Source organism: Ravibacter arvi, assembly GCF_039540405.1.
Taxonomy (GTDB): domain Bacteria; phylum Bacteroidota; class Bacteroidia; order Cytophagales; family Spirosomataceae; genus Ravibacter; species Ravibacter arvi.
Genome location: NZ_BAABEY010000001.1, coordinates 371,439 through 392,496 on the forward strand (window position 1 = coordinate 371,439; position 21,058 = coordinate 392,496).

Genomic DNA, 21,058 nt, shown 5'->3' on the forward strand with positions numbered 1-21,058 from the left:
TTAGTTTGTTAAGTTGCTGTTTCCATCTGATTTCTGGTTTCTGATTTTTGATTTCCGATTTCCGATTTCCAACATCCGACATCCGATTTCCGATTTCTGACATCCCCTCTCCCTACTTCATCCGCCCCGGGTTCTCCTCTACAAAAGCAGCCCAGCCGCCTTTTTTTACTTTTCCTTTTGAGACCGTAGTAGCAGGGGAGTTGGCGTGAAAATGATGGCAGATTGCAATGGCGATGCCGTCGGTGGCGTCCAGGAATTCCTTGTTGAGCGGCTGTTGAAGGATCTTTTCCAATATATAGGCGACCTGTTCTTTGGTGGCGCTGCCGTTGCCGGTAACCGACTGTTTTACCTTCCTGGGGGAATATTCCACGATGGGTATGTTCCGGGAAAGCGCCGCAGCCATGGTTACGCCCTGCGCTCGCCCCAGCTTGAGCATGGATTGCGGGTTCTTGCCGAAAAAAGGGTCCTCAATAGCCATTTCATCCGGAAGGTACTCTTCTATGAGCTGGATCATCCGTTCGAAAATTTTCTTCAGTTTCAGCTCATGGGTACTATATTTGTTCAGTTTTATCACTCCATATTGAAGCAAACGCATCTCCTGGCCACTCACTGCAATCACCCCGTATCCCATGACCTGTGTGCCCGGGTCTACGCCCATGATAATCTTGTCAGACTGCTTTTCCTGAATACTCATGGCGCAATTTAGAAAACTCTTTGCAGAGAACGGGCAGCGGCTGACACTTCGCTGGACATTTGTCTGGCGGATTGTGGCTACGGCAGGACTGCTTTTTGTTCTGTGGAAGGCACTGGGCAGGGATGGAAAAAACTTGAGTGATGTATGGCAATCTGTGGGCTTTCACGTTACCCGAGGCGAGGGCGTCTGGCTGTTGGTATTGCTGGTTCTCGTACCGGTTAACTGGGCGCTCGAGAGCAGGAAATGGCAGCTTCTTGTGGGTAAGGTACAGCGGATTACGTTTTCCGAAGCGGTGGGAAGCACCCTTGCCGGTCTGCTTTCGGGGCTGGCTTTGCCTGCACAGATCGGGGATGTGGTAGGACGGGTCGCGGCGTTAAAAGTAGCCTCGCGGTCGAGCGCAATCGGTGCAGCGCTCATTTCCGGCGGTATTCAGTTTTATGCTGCAGTTTTTACAGGAATTTGGGGCGCTTTTGAGTTATGGGAAGTTTTACCGGCAACAGGACCGGCCAAAAAAATGGTGGCGGCTGCCCTGGGAGTAATCGTTTTAGCCGGGGTTCTCGCGTTCGCGTTCCGGAAATACCTGGTCCTGAAATTGCCGGGAAATGGAATTTGGGGACGGGTAAAGTCGTCGCTGGCCGTAATTGCGCTATACGATAATGCCGAGCTACTGACTGCGTTTGCTATAGGGCTTTTAAGGTATCTGACTTATGCAGGACAGTTCGTCGCAGGCTTGCTGCTGTTCGGGTTCCCGATGAGTGTCCCGGAAATGGCGGCATGCGTATCGTTGGTTCTGATGGTAAAAACCGTTCTACCGGCGCTGAACCTTTTGGGGGATCTGGGTTTGAGAGGTGTAAGCGCCGTGCTTATCTTTGGTATATTCGGGATAGCGCCCGACGATGTGCTGGCAGTAACTTTTTTAATTTGGGCAACCAATATCCTGTTCCCCGCAGTGTTTGGTTGGTTTTGGGTATGGAAGCGAGCCTGATTTTTGTGGAAATATTTTTCTGGCTGCTGGCAGCGGGTTACGCGGTGTTTACCTTGTGGCTCTGGCGGACCTGGTCGCGTATCCGTGTTTTTCAACCCGCCGGAACAATGAATGGCGCCGGAACGGAAACGCTCATTTCGGTGATTGTCCCGGTCCGGAATGAAGCGGTCCGTATCGGGGCCCTGCTTGCTGACCTGGAGCGACAGTCGTTGGGAAAGCAATTGTATGAAATCTGGATAGCCGACGATGCGTCAACGGACGCCACGGCGGCCTTGGTAAGGGCGTTTGCGGAAAAAACTTCGATGCGCCTTCATTTGCTTGAACTGTCTGACAACCGGTCTGCTTCACCCAAAAAGCGGGCCATCAGTTCGGCCCTTCAGAAAGCGACTGGAAAGTACGTCGTGACTACCGACGGAGACTGTCGGGTGGGGCCGGCCTGGCTGGAAACACTGGTTGCCTGCTTCCGGGAGTCGGGAGCCAGATGCGTGAGCGGCCCGGTGACCTTTACACCCGAATCAAAGCTGACCGATCATCTTCAGACTGTTGAGTTCTCGAGCCTGGTTGGGAGCGGGGCCTGTGCCATCGCGGCAGGGCGGCCCAATATGTGCAACGGGGCTAATTTTGCTTATGAAAAGTCGGTTTTCTTTGAAGTGGGTGGTTTTGAAGGAGTAGACCAGATCGCTTCCGGGGATGATGAGCTGCTCCTGCAAAAAATTGCGCAGCGATACCCGGAGGGGATTGTCTTTCTGAAGTCTCCCGAAGCCATCGTCCGGACTGCTCCGCATACCGACTGGAAGGGATTCAGAAACCAGCGCCAGCGATGGGCCAGCAAATGGAAATTCTACCGCAGCCCGGCGCCGAAGGTACTGGCGGTTTTTATTTTTCTGAGCAACCTGATGCTGCTGGTTGCCGGGCTCTGGTATGCGTTCGGACAGCTTTCCGGCTATACCTGGCTGGCACTTATCGGGTTCAAGATATTGCCGGAATGGCTTTTCATTAGTTCTGTGCTCCGTTTTCTGGGAAAGCAGCGGTCTATTGCCTGCATACCGCTTGTCCAGGTACTCTACCCTTTCTACGTGGTGTATTTCGGGCTGGCCGGGCAGAAAAGCCGCTATGTATGGAAAGGCCGGGAGCTGCGGTGATGGATTTTCTCGTTTCTGCGGCTAAGCCGAAAATTTTGTCAAAACCAGAAAGGTAGCTGTTTCGATATAGGATTATCTGATCTTAACACGGAAGTTTCCCATTGCTTCTTTGTCGTTATCAATGCCTCTGACAACTACGCTGACATTTTGTTCATTGTAAAAATTTATGGAGTATTCATCAATCCGCATCCTGCCTTTTGGCAGAAAAAAGCGGTAGGTAGGACTGGAAGAATTGTATTGTGAACTCCTGCCGTTTGAATAGGTAACGATCAGCATACAGTCCTGGTAGGCTTCCCCACTTGCACTTATTTTAAATCCTCTGATACTCTGCATATCTTCGAAAGGAATATACATGCCCTGAACAAAGCGATCTTCTTCGGTTACTTCCAGAACATGTGTATACGAAATGTTCCGTATCTTAAACAAGCCGAAGAGAAAAACCGAAACGGCAATAGTAATTATGACGACAGCTGCCAGGATACCACCGATTATTTTTCCAATAATCTTAAATATTTTCACCAATGTTCCCATACGAATTCGTGTATAGTCTTTAACGTCTGACGATCATTTCAATGGCGCCGAGAGCCTCGAAAGGTTCTTTGTCAATATGCGGTAAGGAGATGATTTTTATTTTTTTTACCAGTAATCTTCTTTGTTCAGAGGATAGACGGGATTTAGGTGTTAAAAAGAAAAAGGAGGTCATTTTGCCATTGTCGGCAATCCGGAAAGTCGTATCAATGTTGCCCTTACCTATTTCTATGGTACGGTCCGGAAGCATTTTATTCCGGAGCAATAAGGTGGTAGGATTGCCAAAATCACGCCGAACTGTAACGCTTGTCCAGCTTCCAACTTTCTCGGGATCACCGGGGATGGAGAATATAAGTGACGAAAAAGCACCGGCGCAAGCTGTAAAATGATAGTGCTTAAGCGGAGGACTCGCTTGTGGTTTGGAACAACCCGACAGAAGAACGAGAGATGCAAATAAATATACGTTAATGCGTGATTTTGAAAACATTGTTTTAAGCTACTTTTAAACACCACAATTTTAAAATTCCCGGGTATTCCACCAGCTAATTGGTGAAATACCCGGAAGTTTTTTGAAAACAAGCGTCTACCAGGGCTTGCCGGTTCCCTGGATCACCCAGGGCTTGGACCACTGGTTGTTGGGCTGGATCGCGTACTGCGTTTTTTCAAGTTTTTTAATGGCCTCATTCGCGTTGTGCCGATTGAGGGACAACTCTTTGTCGCCGTATATAAAACGTACGGGCAACACCGGTTGAGCAGAGCCGGCGCCTGCTTCGAGACGGGGCAATCCGGTTCTTCTGAAATCCATCCAGGCTTCTGCGCTCATCGTCCAGCTGGAGATCCATTTTTGCGTGATCAACTGTTCGAGGTTCCCCTGGTAGGCAACCTCCGGCCGGCCGATAAACCGGTCATATTGTTCTTCTACCCCCCATGCCTGTAGCGAGAGCCGGATCCCGTTTTCATAGTGTGTTTTGGCATTGCCGGTTTGGTAACCTTTGAGAGCAGCTTCGGCAAGTATAAAGGCCACTTCGGACGCCGAAATCAGCTTGCCTTTCAGGAAACGGTTGTCGTTTGAATACCGGTAGAGATCCGAAAGCTGGGATACGTGCTGGTTTTCAACGGTTTGTCCGGGGGTAGGATTGCCGTTGTAGGTGTCAGGCCATCTCATACCGGCCGGTACCCCGACAAACAGGTTGGTGTCCAGCGGAGCTCCCGTGTAGGTATCGGGGTTAAACCGCTTGGTCAGCTTATGGCCGTCGGTTATTAACGCTTTCAGGGTAACATCGTCTGCGTAGGCCATGTTGGTGGGAACACCGTCTTTGCGAATATAATCATCCACGGGTTTGGGCAGGCTTTTATCAGCAACCCACTGTACATGGACCGGCGCAAACCATACCTGCAGGCGCGGATCCTGTGTTTTCATTAATTGAGACAACAAGGTCTGGGCAGGTTTTATACGACGGAAATTAGACTGTCCCACCTGGTCCAGCTTAAATATGTACGGCCACATATTGGACGCCGAAGAGCCTACGAAACTAATCGTAGCATCTTCCGGGGATGAGGTAAGATACACCCCGGAGTTGTAAACCGCTTCAACACCCGCTTTGGCGAGATCCGGCAGCTTTTCTGACACCCGCAGGTAATAGCGAAGCAGCAGGCTGTTGGCGAATTTATGCCATTTTACCACGTCACCCCCATAGAAGGTATCATAGCCGCTCAGGTACCCTGAATTGTCCCCGGTGGCAAAAATGGCCGCAGCCTGTTTCAGGTCTTCGATAACCCCTTTATAAATCACTTCCTGGCTGTCGTATTGCGGCTCGAACAGCCCTTTGTCGCCTTTCAGGCTTTCCGTATAAGGCGCGTCTCCCCAGAAGTCGGTGATGTTGCCGAATATAAAGGCTTTCATCGTAAGCGCTATTCCCTGGTGGAACTTGCCGGAGCTTTTGAGAAGGAATTCATTGTTACGGAGCGCGTCGTAGTAGATATTCCAATCCTCCGGCGCCCATTCATAATGGTTGACTCCTCCGTACCAGCCATCATGCTGGATGTGCTGCATAGTACCGCTGATATTGCCCCATCCCCAATCGAGGTACTTATTGGCCATCGGGACCATGATATTGGGCATGATCATATTCGGATTGGATACCGCAGGGTCCACTACGTTCGGACTGATATTGGCTTCATTCAGCAGGTTGGTGCACGACGACAGCCCCGTCAGCAAAAGCGCAGAGAGGAGCTGATATAGAGTTTTTAAGTGTTTCATAGGTAATGAGGTTTGAGCGGTGAGTTGTGAGCGGCTTTTCTAAGGCAAACCCTTACAACTCAAGCTGTTTTTTGTAAAAGACATGAGCAGTGAGCGGTGAGCTGTGAGGGGTGTTTTTTTGTTATGAGGGCTAAAACCTCACCCCTCACCCCTCAAGGCTCACAGCTATTCAGAAACTTACACCGATTTTAAAGCCCACGGGCATGGTCCAGGGATAGACATTTTGTTGTTCGATCCCCTGGTTAAATTTTCCGTCATTGTTCTGGAAAGCGCGTTCGGGATCAATGCCGATTTTGGCAGCAGTCCACAACATGATGTTCCGGGAGTAGACCGAAAAATTGAGGTTGGAGAAACGGCCGGCTTTCGGGATGGTATACCCCAATGCAATTTCCCTGAGCTTTACGAATGACGCATCAAATGTGATCTGCTTGTCGAACCGCCATGGGAACATATCGGTGATCGGCCCGATTTTGGTTCCTTCGCCTCCGAGGTTTTTGATGTAGCCCCCCTCTCCGTCCTCGATCACGCCGGGTATAAACCCGCCGTCAAATGCCCCGTCAAAAGGCATCCCGCCCGCTTCTTTGGTATGACCGCCCACACGCGGGAAATTACCGTTTTGCGGGATGATGTATCGGGCAGGATCCGACTCCAGCAACCGCTCCAGCTCGTCGGGACTATAGAGTCCTCCCGGGATAAGGTTGTCCAGCTGTCGTTGGGATTTCCAGTCGGATTCACCGTAACGATAAGTATGAGAAAAGAAGTTGCCGCCCTGCCGCCAGTCGAAGCTGGCCGCCAGGCTGAACCGCTTGTATCGGATGCTGACCTGTCCGCCAAACAGGAAGCGGGGATTGAAGTTCCCCACCTTTTCACGGGCTGTAAAATTGTCGTCGCGCTGCCATTCGCCGTTTTTATCCAGCAGCGGCCACAAGTAGTAGGGGCTGGCCGGATCGGTGACTTTTTTATAACCGCGGCTGTACAGGTTCCCGATGTCTTCCCCCAGCCAGGTGGCGGCGCCACCGCCGTTGGTTTCCCATAGCGAGTAGTATTGCATATCTCCCGAGAGCTTGTCAATCCTGGTGCGGGTATGGGTGAAATTGGCGTTCACGTCTACGGTCCACCCATTCTTTTCCCGCACTGGCGTAGCCCCGAGTGTCAGTTCCCAGCCGCGGCTTGAAAGTTGTCCGGCATTGATTTTGGCAGCTCTATACCCGGAAGACCCGGCCGCCTCCAGGTTCAGGATCTGGTTTTTGTTTTCCGTGTAAAAGTAGGAGCCTTCGAACCGAAGTGCATTTTTGAACAGGTTCATTTCTACCCCAAACTCACGTGACGTGGCTATTTCGGGTTTTAGCTGAGGGCTCAGCAGAACCTCGGGTATTTGGGTGGTAACCAGATCGCCCCAGGCGCCAATACCGAGTGCATTGTAGAGTTGATAAGGGCTGGTGTCATTTCCAACCTGTGCCCAGGTGGCACGAAGCTTGAGCAGGTTGATGCTCTCCGGTAATCTGAAAGTATGGTTGGGCAGCCAGCTAAGCCCTGCCGAAGGATAAAAATAAGAACGGTTGTCAGGATGGAGCGTGCTGGACCAGTCGTTGCGTGCGGTGAGGTCGAGGTAAAGCTGTTCTTTATAGCCGATGTTAGCGGTCCCGAACACGCTTTGAATCCGCTTGATGTAAGTGTTGTTGGAGTTAGAGCGCGCTCCTGTGGGTACATTGCTGATCCGGTAAAGGCCCGGCACCGATATAGGGCTCCCCCCCATATAACTGTCATGCCACCGACGGACCATATCGTTGGCCCCGGCAGAAACCAGGACGTCAAGCCCGGAGAGTTTCCGCTGGTAGGTCAGCATGAAGTCCATATTGGTTTCCTGGTGCCCAAGCCCGACCAGGTGATAAGCCCCCTGGCTTGCCCTGGTATAACTCCAGGGGATTTTGGTTTCCCGGCTTTCTGTGGAAATGTCGTGCGTAATGCGTCCGTAGGCTTTCAGGGCGGGGAAAATGTCCCAGTCGATGCGCACATTGCCGTAGGCATGGTCCCGGTCAAAGGAGTTATTGATCCCATAGGCCAGGAAATAGGGATTGTCCTGGTTTTTGTGTACGGTACGTTGGCGGATGTTTTCACCTCCGGACACCCAATATTGTTTGAGCTCACGTATATCAACACTTGACCAGTTGTAAGCAGCCTCCAGCGGGTTGGACCCGCGGTTAGTAGTTGAGGGCAGGTTGCCGGACGAAGAGTTGACAAACGACAGGTTAGTGCTGAGCCTTACTTTCCGGTTCATTTCGTATTGTGCCGAGGTAGCCAGTGAATGACGTTTCAGATCCGAATTCGGGATAAGCCCCTGGTTTTTCATGTAATCATAGGAGACCCGGTAGGTGAATTTGTCTTTCGACCCTGAAATCGACAGATTGGTTGTAGAGGTAATCCCTGTTTGCAGGAAATTCTTCATGTTGTTCTTGTAGGACTTCAATGGTGTCGGAATTTTTTCACCGTTCTCGTCCAGGGGACTGTTCCATTGGGGCGCGAGAATTCCCTTATCCAGCTCCGGGCCGCCCCAGTAAGAGGAACCTTCATCCAGACGGTTATTGCGGTCGCCACCGGCGTATTTGTAGTGCAGGTCCAGGAAGCGGTACGGCATTTCAAAGACGTTGCTCGTCGAAAGCGTGACGCCCAGGCCCTGGCCTTTCTTCCCGGATTTGGTGGTGATCAGTATCACGCCCTTCCCGGCCCGGGAGCCGTACAGCGCAGCGGCGCTGGGGCCTTTCAGTACCGACACATTGGCGATGTCTTCCGGATTAAGGTCCGAGATGATGTTGCCGTAGTCAACGTTGTTGCGGTCGCCGTTCCGCTCTTTTACGTTGTTCAGGTTGTTGATCATCGGCACCCCGTCGACAACGAAGAGCGGCTGGTTATCGCCGCTCAGCGAAGTGGCTCCGCGGATCACAACGTTTACTGACGAACCTATACCGCTGGTCTGGTTAAGTGTTAATCCGGCAACCCGCCCGGCGAGGGCATTTACCACGTTTTCCTGGGCAACATTGACCAGGTCTTCACCCTTTACCTTCCCAATGGAGTAGCTCAGGGACTTGACTTCCCGCTTGATACCCAGGGCAGTAACTACGGCCTCATCCAGTACCTCAATACTTTCAGTAAGTCTTATTTCAATACGGCTTTGATTGCCGACTGGAATTTCCCGGGACTCAAAGCCGATAAAGGAGAAAACCAGGATCGCATTATTACCCGGAACGGTAAGCCTGAAGTTGCCGTCAACTGTGGTAGTGGTGCCCGTGGAGGAGCCTTTGACGAGAATGCTCACACCGGGGAGCGGAGTTCCGTCTACGCCCGAGAGCACCCGACCTGAGATTTCGCGGTCAGTACCTGCGTTGGTCCGGGAGATTTTCGCCGCCTGTGTCATGGCGGAAAATGCCGGTAGAAGCAGGCACATCACGCTGACGGTCCAGATCCGGGCCAGGCGACAGGGTTGCAATAAGAGTTGTTTCATAGTTGAGTTGGTTTATAAATGTTTAGGTACTTATGGAAATGCAAAGAGCTATCGTATGAAGTATGTCGGGTTAAGTACATTTTTCTGGTGATATTGTACTATTTTGTTTGAATCATATCGCCGTCGGGTCAGGACGATAAGTTGCCGGGTTTTTGAAATAAAGCGGGATTGTCGCCGGGACAGTTATACTTCAGGAATTTTGTGTGTATATACGTCCTTTTTTTACGACAAACAGGTAGTGGTGAGCTATCTAACGTATAGCAAGCGATCAGGTACAGGCAGGAGGTACCCGCGCCCGGTCATCGGCGTTGCGAAAGCTGTAATAGTATTTTTTTAATAAAAAATTTTCTCACTTTTTTGAGAATGCCTGAGGTAATACGGGTGCCACCCCGGAAAACAAGCAGCCGGCAGGAATCTCCCGCCGGCTGGCTTCATTTACGATACAAACTTACTTAACTAAATCTATAACAGCTTACGGGACGGAACTCCGGTCCCGTAAACGCAGCTTATTTCAGTATCCACATTTTAGCGGATGGGAGGTCCTTGCCGCCAAGCGCTGAAACCGCCGCGTCGTAATTTTCCCTGTTATTGCTTCGCTCATCCTGCGGATAAACGTAACGCTGCGGGAACTCGTACACCGAGAAAGTCGTGGTAATATTGCCCACAAAGGCAGGCTTCCCTGTCCTTCTGAAATCGGTGTAAGCTTCTGTCTGGTTGGTAACCAGCAGCGAAAGCCATTTCTGCAAACCTATTTTGTCAAGATCGGCAGCGGTACCATCCAGCGCTACGGCCGGTTTCTTATAATAAGCTGCGAAGTTGTCTATAATCTTGTCGGAGCCGATATGGGTCGCAGGTTTTTCTCCGTTCTGGATCTGCCACCTTTCAAAAGAAAGCCTGATACCGTTTTCGTAGTAATCTTTAACAGTTCCGGCAGATATCCATCCCTTCTGGCGCGCTTCCGCCAGGAGGAACATCATCTCACTCGACTCCATCATTACTGCTCTCAATGCCGGGCTTTTGGTCTGGGAAATCAGCTGCGAGAAGCCGGTGATACGGCGGTTGTCATAGAAGCTGTTGCTTCCAGGCAAGCCTGAGCCAGCATATTGGAGATGAACGTTCAACGGGTTAGGCGTACCTACCCACATCGCATCGAAAGGATAAGGGACAGAGATAACTTTACCACTCAGATCGCGTCCGGCTGCCTCCATTGCAGATGGTTCGTAAAGCGACTTCGGATAGTAAGTGATCGGATACGTATACCCATTGATCTTTACGTTCTCGGTTACCTGGGTTGCCTTGTTGGAAATGGGAGCGAAAGCCGGTGCGAAGATTACATACATCCGGGGATCATCCAGAGCCACCATCTGATCAATCAGGTATTTCGTAGGCTTCTGCTCTGTAAATTCGTTTCCGGTTCCCCAGGTTCTCTGCAGGTACCACGACTGATCCTGCTCGATACCGGAGAAATCCAACGCAGCATTGTCCGCTACGGACGACATGTAGTTCGTGCCGCTCGCAATGGCCTGCATTTCCCCGCTCAGGTCTTTCCCCGCTTTTTTGAAGGCCTCATACGAGTGCACCATCAGGCGGAACTTCAGCGAGTTGGCAAACTTCAGCCATTTGGTCCGGTCACCTTTGAACAACACATCGTGGTCAGACGGCAGCCCTTTGCTGGAAGGATCGGCCAGGACGGCGATAGCTTTGTCCAGCATGGAGAACATGATTTCGTAAACTTCCTTCTGGGAGTCGAATTTGGGGAACAGGTTACCTGTTCTGCCCTGGACCGCCTCGGTGAAGGGGATATCGCCGTATTTTTCGGTCAGAGATGCCCCCACCACGCACTTCAGGATATCTGATGCCGCAACATTGGCCAGGTTTCCTTCGTTGGTGGCCAGGGTGTTGATGGCTGCCAATGTCCGAAGCTGCTTGGTATAAGCATTATCGTCCTGGAAACGCCATTCCGGATCGGTTTTCGTATAAAAACCGGTGATCTGGTCGGCGCTGTAGCAATCCATGAAGTAAAGTGCGGCCTGTCCTTTCGGCGCATCCACAACCGCTTTGCCATAATTCTTGGCCACATCTACGATGCCCGTCGTCAGCTGGTAGCGCGAATAGGTAAAGTAGTTGACGTCAAAGGCAGTTTGCCTTTCGTCGATCCGCAACTGGTCGTTACAGGCCGTAGCCGACACGAACAGCGCCCCTAAAGCAAAATATTTTATTGATTTCGTAATCATTATCTTAACGTTAAAAAAAGTCCCGTTACTTTCGATTAGAAGGTAAATCCAAGTTTTACACCCATAGTGCGGATCGGTGGAAGACCGAACTGAGAAACACCCATACCGGTGAGACCGTCGTAGAACGCAGTTTCCGGGTCTTCATTCATCCTGTTCTTGGCCCAGAACATTACGTTTTTCGCAAAGGCGGTAACATAAATGCTCTGGCAGTGGATTTTCTCCGCGATAGCCCGATCAAAAGTGTAGGTAAGGTTGATTTCCTTAATCTTGAACGAAGTTGCGTCATGAGTTCTGAACTGGGCTCCGGACCAAAGTTCGTTACCTTCCATTGCGTACGGGTTCAGATACATGGTCTTGGTAGGATCGTCGCCGTTTCTGATGTAGGCATTGTCTTCCAGGCTTAGCTTTTCTTCAGGAGTTTTGCCGGACATATCATAGTTCGGGTCAATGAAGACAGCATTCCAGTAGCCGAAGTAACGCGGATCTCCGTTATACAGAGCCATTTTACCCTGCATGAGTTCACGATAGTTCTCATAACCATCGCCTTTAAACATCTCGTCCGGGTTCGGCATGCTCGCCAGACCGCCTGCAAAACGTCCGCCTGTCCAGTACTGATCGTATTTATCGCCGTAGATCGCTTTGATGTCGGCCATACCGTCGTCAACCATGATTTTCTGAGTCTCGGAGATAAATACGCCACCTACTCTGAGGCTTGATACGACATTGAGGCGGAAATTCTTGTACTTGGTATCCAGGCTGAATCCGTAGATGGCCTTCGGGTTCATGTTACCCAGGTACCCGTTTCTCCGGACATAGTCGGTGTTCTCAACGGCTTCGCCGATAATTCCCTCGGGGCCGGTGAGCATCATGCCTTTATATTTCCCGGTCTGGATGTACCCGATCGGAGAATCTGCATACAGGTCACCCACTCTGGAGCCTTTGAACAGCGACAAGCTGGCTGATCCCTGGTAGGGATAAAGCTTCTCTGCGAAACGCGAATCAAGATCGTCGATAACCGATTTGAATGTAGTCACATTTCCGGTCAGGTTTACTTCCCAGTCTTTGGTACGTACTGGCGTCACGGTAAGGGAAGCTTCTATACCGGTAGATTTCACTGCGCCCATGTTGGTAAGAACAGATGCGAAACCGGATGAAGTAACTACCGGCAGGTTCTGGATCTGGTTGATGTGGTTTTTGGAGTAAGCTGTGAACTCACCGGAAACCCGGTTGTTGAGCGTTCTGAAATCCAAACCGATTTCTTTCGTGATGTTGAGTTCCGGAAGAATGTTGGCATCTACCAGGTCACCGCCAACAGCTCCCATAGAAATGCCATTCCAGGTGTTGCCCCGAATCCCGTAGGCGTTGAGGTTCACCGGCTTACCGATACCGTAACCGGTTTCGGCATAACCTCCTCTCAGTTTCAGGAAATTAAAGGCATTTCCCATGTTGAAAGTTTCTGAAACAATCCAGCTCAGAGAAGCTCCCGGGTAGAAGTGATTGTCTTTTTCATGACTGAGGATACCAACCCAGTCATTACGTCCTGTCAATTCCAGGTACAGCATATTCTGCCAGCCCACAGTCGCGGTTGCATAAGCGCCGTAGCCTCTCGAGGAAAAACCCCGGTTGAAAACTGCCGCCTGCCGGTCGGTAGGAGGCAAAGCGGAATAGCTGAAAGCATTTGGAGTGGCCAGGATGTTGCCTCCGAAATTCGAGTTATTGGCTTCGCTGAAATTGTAGGAAAAACCTCCCACGGCGTCAACCGAGAGCTTGTCTGCAAGGAAATAATCATTGTAAGCAAGCAAAGCGTCCGTTCTGATATTCAGGTTGTTGGAGTGTATTTGCTCATAAGCTCCTCTTTCCACCCTTTCTGCACCCCAGGGCGTTTTACGCTCGTAAGCGAAGTTTTCGTGGCTCAACCCGGAGCGCAGGGTCAACAGCAGCGGGCCTGCCAGTTTCCAGTCCAGTTGGGCTTTTCCAAAAAAGATGTCTTTGGAATACGTCCTGATGATATTATCGGTTACGAAATAAGGGTTGTTTTTGCCAACCGCTTTATCAGCGCCGAAGGCATCTACTCTGCTCAGCCTGTCTTCACCGGCACCTTTCAGGTAAGGAGTGTTCTGGTAGCGGCCTTCCCAGCCGTCAAGCCAGCGGGATGCACTGCGCCATTCGGACATTTTGGGCATATTGACCGGCATTGACATAGCGTGAGCCAACGGGTTGTCTTCGCGTTTACCGTAGACATTTGACTGGTTGGGGACGAAAGTCCGCGAATAAGACGCCATCGAAGAAACCGAAAGGTTCTTCGTGATCTTGTACTGGGAGTCAAATGAAACACTGGTACGGTTGGTTTTGTTGTTCGGCACAACCGCATTGTGCACCATATTGTTGAAATTAATGCGATAGTTCCCTTTGTCGTAATTGCCGGTTACCGCAATATTGTTGTCGGTCATCACCCCGGTACGCAGGAATGCCTGCAGCGGATCTTTGTCGCCGCGTGCTTCGAGGATAGATTCCTCCCACTTTTGTGAACCAAGATTCCATCTCCACACCGGCTCATTGTTGTTGGTCCGGTCGTTGACGTTCCAGCCAAGGCCTTTCTTGTCGTCTGTCATCGGCTCTCCTTCCTCTCCACCCTGGAAGAAGCTTCTCTGTACGGGAGGAGAACTGTATCCTTTGTCAAAAGAAAGCGAGCTGCTGACGGAAATACCGATTCCTCTTTTTGCATTCGCTCCGGTTTTGGTTGTAACAAGAATAACCCCGTTACCTGCCTGGGAACCATACAGAGCGGCGGCACTGGCGCCCTTCAGTACGGAGATACTTTCGATGTCGTCGGGGTTAAGCGAGGACATGAAGTTACCTACGTCAATCCCAGTTGGGTTGTTACCGTCTCTGCTCGAGGTAGCGGCACTGTTCGACATCAGGGGAACACCGTTAAGAACAATCAACGGTTGGGTTGTGTTGTTGATGTTTCCGTTCTTTCCCTTCATGATACCGGCGAGCGACGATGCGCCGCGGATGTTGAACATTACCGAAGAGGTAGGCGAGGAGGTCAGGCTGTTGATCTGAACCCCGGTAACTTTACCTTCCATCGATTTCAAAGGGTTGGACGTTCCGGCGGCATTGAGTTGCTCGGCATTGACCGAAGAAATGTTATACCCCAGCGCCCGTTTTTCCTTTTTCAAACCAAGCGACGTCACAACGACTTCGTTCAGTGTTTCAGTGCTCTCGTCCAGGCTTACGTTCACAACAGAACTGTTGCCCACGGCAACTTCCTTGCTTGCATAACCGATGAAAGAGAAAACCAGGACTTCGTTTCCTCCGTCACCAATCACAATGGAATAGTTACCGTTCGAATCGGTGGTGCTTCCCGTGTGGGATCCTTTCACTAAAATATTAACCCCGGGCAGTCCGGTGCCGTCTGCGGCAGATGTAACCCGCCCCGTAATGGTGCGGTCGGCCGCTTGCTTCCTGGCTTTTGCTTTCGAACCGATTGTTTCGGTTAAGTTTTTGCCGGGGCTTCCCCAGTGCGCGTTCCCAAGGGCGTCGTGCGATCCGCCGGCCCATGAAAGCCATACGCAAAAAAGAAAGGTCGCTTTCTTTCCGGTACTTGTGGTAGAGATTTTCATTTAGATAAAATTGGGATTGGGTAAACTTTTTTGCTCTTTATTGTTTTTGATTTACTCTAAGTAAGCCCCCGTGGGAGTCATATCAGTAAAACCTGTGGTGGTTGATCGATTGTTGCTGTTTCGATAGGCCTGTACGGAAAAGTTAACTGTTGAATGGTCCAAGTATTAATAATCTGAATGGAAGCGTTTTTGTTTTTTTCTAACCTGCTGATAGTCTATAATGTAAGATTATTATCGGGGGTTAACTACCAGTCGTCAAGCACGTTTAATACATGTCCGGCGCGAATTAGTACTATCGATGCAATTAAATTTTATTCTTAAATGTCCGTTTTTGATTTCAATCTTCTGATACTAAGATCTTCCGGCGCTTCTTCTTCCGTACGTGGAGCACTTTTCGGTAGGGTGGCAGTGCCATGAAACGGAGTAGCCGAAAAGCAGGGCAAGAGATGACGGCTCAAACTTTGTGGCGCTTTTTTCTGAATAATCACTTTTTGGGGGTTAACTTCGCCTTTCAGATTGATCGCTTTTTATGATTTTTGATCACGAGATTCCCACCGGCCCGATGTTGGTGAAAGAGGCAGTTGCGCTGCTGAAACGCTTGATAGCCATTGAATCATTTAGCCGCCAGGAAGAAGGGACCGCGTTGGAGATCGGCTCGTTTTTCGAAAGCCACAGGATCCCGTTTCAAAGGAAAAAAAATAACCTGTGGGCGTATAACCGGTACTTTGACCCGGAAAAACCTACCATTCTTCTGAATTCCCATCACGATACGGTTAAGCCCAATGCTTCCTGGACTCTGGACCCCTTCAGGCCGGCAGAGGCTGAAGGAAAGCTGTTCGGGCTCGGGAGCAACGATGCCGGCGGCTGCCTGGTGTCGCTGCTGGCAACTTTCCTGCATTTTTATAACCGGCAGGATCTGACTTATAATTTCGTGATTGTCGCCTCAGCCGAGGAGGAAATATCGGGCAAGGAAGGCATAGAGATTGTGGTCCCGGAACTGCCGCCGATCAGCTTTGCGATTGTTGGCGAGCCTACCGAGATGCACCTGGCAGTTGCCGAGAAAGGCCTGTTGGTAGTCGATTGCATTGCCCACGGAAAAGCAGGCCATGCCGCGCGGGAAGAGGGGGAAAACGCATTGTACAAAGCCATTGACGACATCCAATGGGTCCGCAGCCATCGCTTTGAAAAGGTATCGCCTACACTGGGACCCGTGAAAATTTCGGCAACGATCATCAACGCAGGAACACAGCACAATGTAGTGCCCGACTCCTGCACCTTCACGCTTGACATCCGGGTGACCGATCAGTATGCGCTGGAAGAAATCATTGAGGTGCTGGAGCTGAACCTGAAGTCGGAAATCAGACCGAGGTCGATCCGCTTGAAACCGTCCAGTATTCCCATGGACCACCCCATCGTACTGGCCGGCCTGGCTTTGGGACGTGAGGCGTATGGATCGCCCACTACGTCGGACCAGGCGCTCTTAAGCTGCCCGTCACTTAAAATGGGTCCGGGCCATTCACAACGATCCCATACAGCAGACGAATTTATTTACCTTTCGGAAATAGAGCAGGGGATTGGACAATATATAAGTATGCTGGAGTCAGTAACCGGCGGGAATTAACCTGTCGGCCGGCGGCTGAGCTCAGTCGAAGCCCTATCCGAATCTCCTCTTGGTCAGCGCAATCAATTCGGTTACGGCTTCATTTTTAAGGTCCCAGTTGTACCGGTCAGCCAGGGTCCCGGTAATAAAGTTTTGAGCCGCTTCCAGGTCGCCGGATTCATCCAGTGTTCTGATCGACTGGCTGAAAGCTTCGAAGTCGCCGCCGAAAAGCTGGCCGACAAACATAAACCGTTGTGCCAGCGAGATGTTTTGCCCTATATTCTCCAGCTTGATTTTTACGCTTCCGTAGTTTACGTCGTGCGAATGAGCGGGCAGATCCGCCTTGTACCTGGAATTGATGGATTCCGGGCGGTTGTGGAGTAGGGGCTGAGCGGGAGTTGCGTCAGCTACCACCGCGGCCGCGGGGCGCGGGGTTTCCATAGGCGCAGCCTGCACTACAGGCGCCTGATCCGGCGCGGGTTTTTCATCCGGCGCGGTTTCTATGCTGTCAAAAAAAGAAACTGATTTTGCAACGCGCGGCGGCTCAGGCTGCGGCCGGCTCACGACCAGCGGGTGCACAGTTGAAAACTGTTGAATCAGCGTTTCTTCTGCTTCCGTTAATACGGTAGCCGCGGTGATGGGAGCAAGCGTTTTTTCAACGATGTCGAGCAGCCAGGGCTGCAAATGTTCGCGCCGTAGTGAAATATGCTGCGACACTACGTTGGAGAAATGTTCAAGCGCGGCCTTGACCTCATCGGCCTCAAAATCGAAATAAGGACTGTTGAAAGACTGGATTTGGTTGTTCCAGTAGGTAGAAAGCCGGGCAACGATATGCTGGTTAATTTTCTTAACCGGCGTAAGTTTCAGCAGTTCATGGCCATTGAGCGTCTCTTTCCCGTTGTATGCGGTAGCAAGCGTGATGGCACAAAATTCCGTCGCGTATTTTTTTATAGTTTCGGGGGTTACTTTTTCGGACATCGCGTAATATTGTATTGGGTTTGCCGGGCAGGCGTGCGCCGGTCCGGGAGTAGCGCGTAAATATACTAGAAAATTGAACGGAAGAACAGCTTCCAATATTGTTGCCTATGTTTATTGAGCCTTTGCAGAAGACGAGAGATAAGTCGGCGCCGGCCGGCTGGATCGAAGTAATTTGCGGATCAATGTTTTCCGGAAAAACCGAAGAGCTGATCCGCAGGCTGAACCGCGCCCTGATCGCAAAGCTCAAGGTCACTATTTTCAAGCCGTCCATCGACACCCGGTACCACCAGCAGCACATTGTCTCGCATAACGACAATACCATAGCTTCTGTCGCGGTTGCGGCTGCCGGCGACATTCTTGCCCTAGCCGGTGACTGCGACGTGGTGGGAATAGATGAAGCACAATTTTTCGAGCAGGACATCGTGGAGGTTTGCAACACCCTGGCCGACCGGGGTAAACGTGTGATTGTGGCGGGCCTCGACATGGATTTCAAAGGTGAGCCTTTCGGCTACATCCCCGAATTGCTGAGTATTGCCGAATATGTAACCAAGGTCCACGCCATTTGTATGGTATGTGGCGACGTGGCGTCCTATTCTTTCCGTCTGACACCGACTGACGACCAGGTGCTGCTGGGCGAGACGTCTACCTATGAAGCAAGGTGCCGCAAGTGTTTTAACGCGGGCAGAGCCAGGAAATAGCGCTAAATTTTTATGATATACGTACTGCTTTTTTTAGGATTGATTTTTTACGGGATCAGCTTTCTCCTTACGGCCGAAAATGCCGGTTATTTGTTATCCGGCTATAATACCATGAAACGGGAGGACCAGGAAAAGTTTGATCTCCAGGGATATCTGCCCTTTTTCAGGAAGTTTCATCAGAATCTTGCGATATCACTGGTTGGTATCGGGTTATTGCTCTATTTCCTGGCTTCCGAAACCGTAGCCGGGATTTTTATAGGAATTTATCCCATAGCAGCCTATCTCTGGTTCGTGGTAAAAGCGAGGAAGTATTCGGAAAGGATAAAAAACAATTCATCCAAATGGGCGGTAGTCATCATGGCAGCCTCACTGGCTTTGGTAGTAGGGTTGTTTTTTCTGGGATTCCGGAAGAATGAAATGACTGTTGGGAACTCGGAAATCAAGATCGGGGGGATGTACGGTGAAACGATTAAGATGTCGGATGTGGTGCGTGTCGGTTTGTCTGACGAACTCCCGTCTATTAAAATGAAATCAAACGGCTTTGCTGTAGGAAAAACGCGGAAAGGATATTTCAAGACGAAGACCGGCGAGCGCGTTATGCTGCTGATTGATACCGAGGAGAAGCCGATGCTGCTCCTTACTTTGAAAGACAGCACCCGGCTGTACTATGCTTCGGGTGGGGTTTCATCCACCGCTTTGAAGAGCTCAATAGAACGGGCAAAAGCTTCTGCGCAGAATTAAAGGCCTGTATCGCCGGTGATGCACCTTTAGGCCCGGCAGAAACTTTATTACCGGCAGAATATTGATATTGCTATTTTTTCTTCAAATTTTTGTGTTTTAACTTAAACGAGGGTTTGTCGATCAATGGGAATATTCCGGGAGGTGTTGTTTGCGAAGAAGGAAGGGGCAGAGCGGGATAAGCTCATTACTACTTTATTTGACGCGTACTTCGATCGATTGGTGTACTTTAGCTTTCAGATGATCGGCGATGCCGAAAGTGCGCGTGACATCGTGCAAGATGCATTTGCCGGGTATTGGCAGCAAAAGGAAAAAGTTGAAGGTCACCCGTCGGTTGTCAGAAGATTCTTGTACACCTCGGTAAAAAACGCGAGCCTGAATTATATCCGGCACCAAAAAATTGTACAATTGCATGAAGCTGGCGCTGTTGCGGAAAGAGCGGAAGAAGTTTCAGCAATGGAGGGAATCATCGCTGCGGAAGTGGTAGGGCATATTCATCAGTCGCTGAAAGCGCTGCATGAACCTTATCAGACTATCGGCATCAAGTGTTTTGTAGAGGGTTTGAAAAACCAGGAAGTAGCCGACGAACTGGGGATTTCGGTCAATACCGTCAAAAAACAAAAGCAGAAAGCCGTGGAGCTCCTCCGGCTACGCCTTACCCCGGAGTTTTTTGCCGGTTTTGTGGTATGGATGCTTCGGTAAAGATGCGTTTTAGAGCCGGTCTTTTGCCGGGTGGCATTCCGGTCTGTCCGTCCCCATTTCAGGGGTCTGCCCATTTTTTTTAAAATAAATCCTGTTTTCGTTATCCGGTTTTTCAGCTGGGGTGTCTTGGTAGAGAAAAAGGAGGATAATGAATATGGATGAGGGTTATTTCGATAAAGCCGGGCTGATTATACGCTACCTGCGCGGAACACTTTCCAATGAAGAAAGGAGGGAACTCGACGCCTGGCGAAAACTGGATGACCGGCACGAGGCGCTGTTCAGAAAGCTGACCGAGGAAGAAACGCTTTTGGAGGCTTTGAAAGGATTTGAAGTCCCGGATCGGGATGCTTCGCTCCGACGTATATTGGACCGTGTTGATAAGCAGGCGTCTTTCACAAAAAAACGGATCGTTGTAAGGCTGGCTGCGGCGGCATCAGTGGTGATGCTTGGTGCCTTGGGAGCGTTTTGGTGGGCGGGTGAAACGGAAAAGACAGTGGTTTCAACAGCGCTGGTCAATACCCGTGAAACCGACGTGTTGCCCGGTGGAAACAGCGCAATCCTAACATTATCCGATGGGAGAAAGATTGATCTCTCCGCAGCGGAGTCAGGTGTGGTCGCTACCGAAGGCCGGCAACAGATTCTTAAAACCGCCGACGGGCGGCTCGTTTACCAATCTCCCGTTGCTGCGGTACGGCGGGCTCAGGGTACCGCTGATTATTTTCACAAGGTAGAGACGCCTCGTGGCGGGCAATACCGGCTTGAATTGCCGGACGGAACGCGTGTCTGGCTGAATGCAGCTTCTTCGCTTCGCTTCCCTGCGGCTTTCAATGAAAGTGAAAGAGTGGTTGAGCTTGACGGAGAAGCTTTTTTTGAAGTAAATCCAGCGCTTTCTTCGAGGGGAAAGAAACCGTTTATTGTCCGCACCGGAGAACAGCAGGTGCGGGTTTTGGGAACACATTTCAATGTGAACGGTTACGCCGATGAGGGGAAAGTGACCACTACGCTCATCGAAGGAAGTGTGCAGGTGGCCCAAACCAGTTCCGGCAAAAAGCAGGGGGTGGTCCTTGCGCCCGGGCAGCAGGCGACTGTTTCGACGGGCAGTTCCCTGCCAGTCCGCGTGGAACGCGTGGAGACCGACGAGTTTGTCGCGTGGAAAGAAGGAAATTTCCAGTTTAAAGATACGGATTTGGCAACCATCATGCGCCAGGTAGCCAGGTGGTACGACGTGGAAGTGGTTTACCAGGGTGAAGTACCGGATGTACGTTTCAGAGGGAAAATATCCCGGCAGGTGCCGGTGTCTCAGTTGTTCGAAATACTTAAAACCAGCGGAATAAACTTTAGAATAGAGGGAAGAAAGATAATCATCAGTTGACA

At 50.7% G+C, this 21,058-nt stretch carries 15 protein-coding genes; 7 read left to right on the forward strand and 8 right to left on the reverse strand.

The window, feature by feature from the left end; genetic code table 11:
- Positions 1-112 precede the first annotated feature (112 nt).
- Positions 113-694 carry a crossover junction endodeoxyribonuclease RuvC gene (ruvC, locus tag ABD852_RS01460; RefSeq protein ID WP_345026210.1) on the reverse strand — a complete coding sequence of 194 codons (582 nt, stop codon included), beginning with the start codon at positions 692-694 and terminating at the stop codon, positions 113-115.
- On the opposite strand from ruvC, the gene ABD852_RS01465 reads away from it, so the two are divergent.
- Positions 693-1,679, forward strand: a complete 987-nt coding sequence (locus tag ABD852_RS01465) for a lysylphosphatidylglycerol synthase domain-containing protein (RefSeq protein ID WP_345026211.1) — start codon at positions 693-695, stop codon at positions 1,677-1,679. The two genes, ruvC and ABD852_RS01465, sit on opposite strands and share 2 nt — an antisense overlap.
- The gene (locus ABD852_RS01470; RefSeq protein ID WP_345026212.1) at positions 1,664-2,821 is read left to right on the forward strand and encodes a glycosyltransferase; all 1,158 of its coding nucleotides are present in this window, start codon (positions 1,664-1,666) and stop codon (positions 2,819-2,821) included. Before ABD852_RS01465 ends, ABD852_RS01470 begins: the two co-directional genes overlap by 16 nt.
- A gap of 72 nt (positions 2,822-2,893) precedes the next feature.
- On the opposite strand, the gene ABD852_RS01475 is transcribed toward ABD852_RS01470, so the two are convergent.
- The 6 genes from ABD852_RS01475 to ABD852_RS01500 form a co-directional block, all read right to left on the reverse strand.
- Positions 2,894-3,352: a hypothetical protein gene (locus tag ABD852_RS01475; RefSeq protein WP_345026213.1), complete on the reverse strand. Its 459-nt coding sequence runs from the start codon at positions 3,350-3,352 to the stop codon at positions 2,894-2,896.
- 19 nt (positions 3,353-3,371) lie between these two features.
- Positions 3,372-3,836, reverse strand: coding sequence for a hypothetical protein (locus ABD852_RS01480; protein ID WP_345026214.1), 465 nt, complete (start codon positions 3,834-3,836; stop codon positions 3,372-3,374).
- 96 nt (positions 3,837-3,932) lie between these two features.
- The gene (locus ABD852_RS01485; protein ID WP_345026215.1) at positions 3,933-5,609 is read right to left on the reverse strand and encodes a SusD/RagB family nutrient-binding outer membrane lipoprotein; all 1,677 of its coding nucleotides are present in this window, start codon (positions 5,607-5,609) and stop codon (positions 3,933-3,935) included.
- A 169-nt stretch (positions 5,610-5,778) separates the two neighbouring features.
- Positions 5,779-9,108 (reverse strand): SusC/RagA family TonB-linked outer membrane protein, encoded by a 3,330-nt coding sequence (locus ABD852_RS01490; RefSeq protein WP_345026216.1) that lies wholly within the window; start codon positions 9,106-9,108, stop codon positions 5,779-5,781.
- A gap of 506 nt (positions 9,109-9,614) precedes the next feature.
- Entirely contained in the window at positions 9,615-11,342 is a 1,728-nt protein-coding gene (locus ABD852_RS01495) for a SusD/RagB family nutrient-binding outer membrane lipoprotein (protein WP_345026217.1), read from the reverse strand.
- A gap of 35 nt (positions 11,343-11,377) precedes the next feature.
- Positions 11,378-14,968, reverse strand: coding sequence for a SusC/RagA family TonB-linked outer membrane protein (locus tag ABD852_RS01500; RefSeq protein ID WP_345026218.1), 3,591 nt, complete (start codon positions 14,966-14,968; stop codon positions 11,378-11,380).
- 529 nt (positions 14,969-15,497) lie between these two features.
- Here ABD852_RS01500 and ABD852_RS01505 point away from each other — a divergent pair.
- Complete coding sequence (locus ABD852_RS01505; protein ID WP_345026219.1) at positions 15,498-16,589, forward strand: M20 family metallo-hydrolase; 1,092 nt, start codon at positions 15,498-15,500, stop codon at positions 16,587-16,589.
- 33 nt (positions 16,590-16,622) lie between these two features.
- Here ABD852_RS01505 and ABD852_RS01510 read toward each other — a convergent pair whose 3' ends face one another.
- On the reverse strand, positions 16,623-17,546 hold the full coding sequence (locus ABD852_RS01510) for a hypothetical protein (protein ID WP_345026220.1): 924 nt from the start codon (positions 17,544-17,546) through the stop codon (positions 16,623-16,625).
- A gap of 107 nt (positions 17,547-17,653) precedes the next feature.
- Here ABD852_RS01510 and ABD852_RS01515 point away from each other — a divergent pair, with 107 nt between their 5' ends.
- The 4 genes from ABD852_RS01515 (at position 17,654) to ABD852_RS01530 (ending at position 21,056) form a co-directional block, all read left to right on the forward strand.
- Positions 17,654-18,244, forward strand: coding sequence for a thymidine kinase (locus ABD852_RS01515; protein ID WP_345026222.1), 591 nt, complete (start codon positions 17,654-17,656; stop codon positions 18,242-18,244).
- A gap of 12 nt (positions 18,245-18,256) precedes the next feature.
- Positions 18,257-18,985, forward strand: a complete 729-nt coding sequence (locus ABD852_RS01520) for a DUF3784 domain-containing protein (RefSeq protein WP_345026223.1) — start codon at positions 18,257-18,259, stop codon at positions 18,983-18,985.
- Positions 18,986-19,108: 123 nt separating this feature from the next.
- Positions 19,109-19,684 (forward strand): RNA polymerase sigma-70 factor, encoded by a 576-nt coding sequence (locus ABD852_RS01525; RefSeq protein WP_345026224.1) that lies wholly within the window; start codon positions 19,109-19,111, stop codon positions 19,682-19,684.
- 148 nt (positions 19,685-19,832) lie between these two features.
- Positions 19,833-21,056 carry a FecR domain-containing protein gene (locus ABD852_RS01530; protein WP_345026225.1) on the forward strand — a complete coding sequence of 408 codons (1,224 nt, stop codon included), beginning with the start codon at positions 19,833-19,835 and terminating at the stop codon, positions 21,054-21,056.
- The last annotated feature ends 2 nt before the right edge of the window (positions 21,057-21,058 follow it).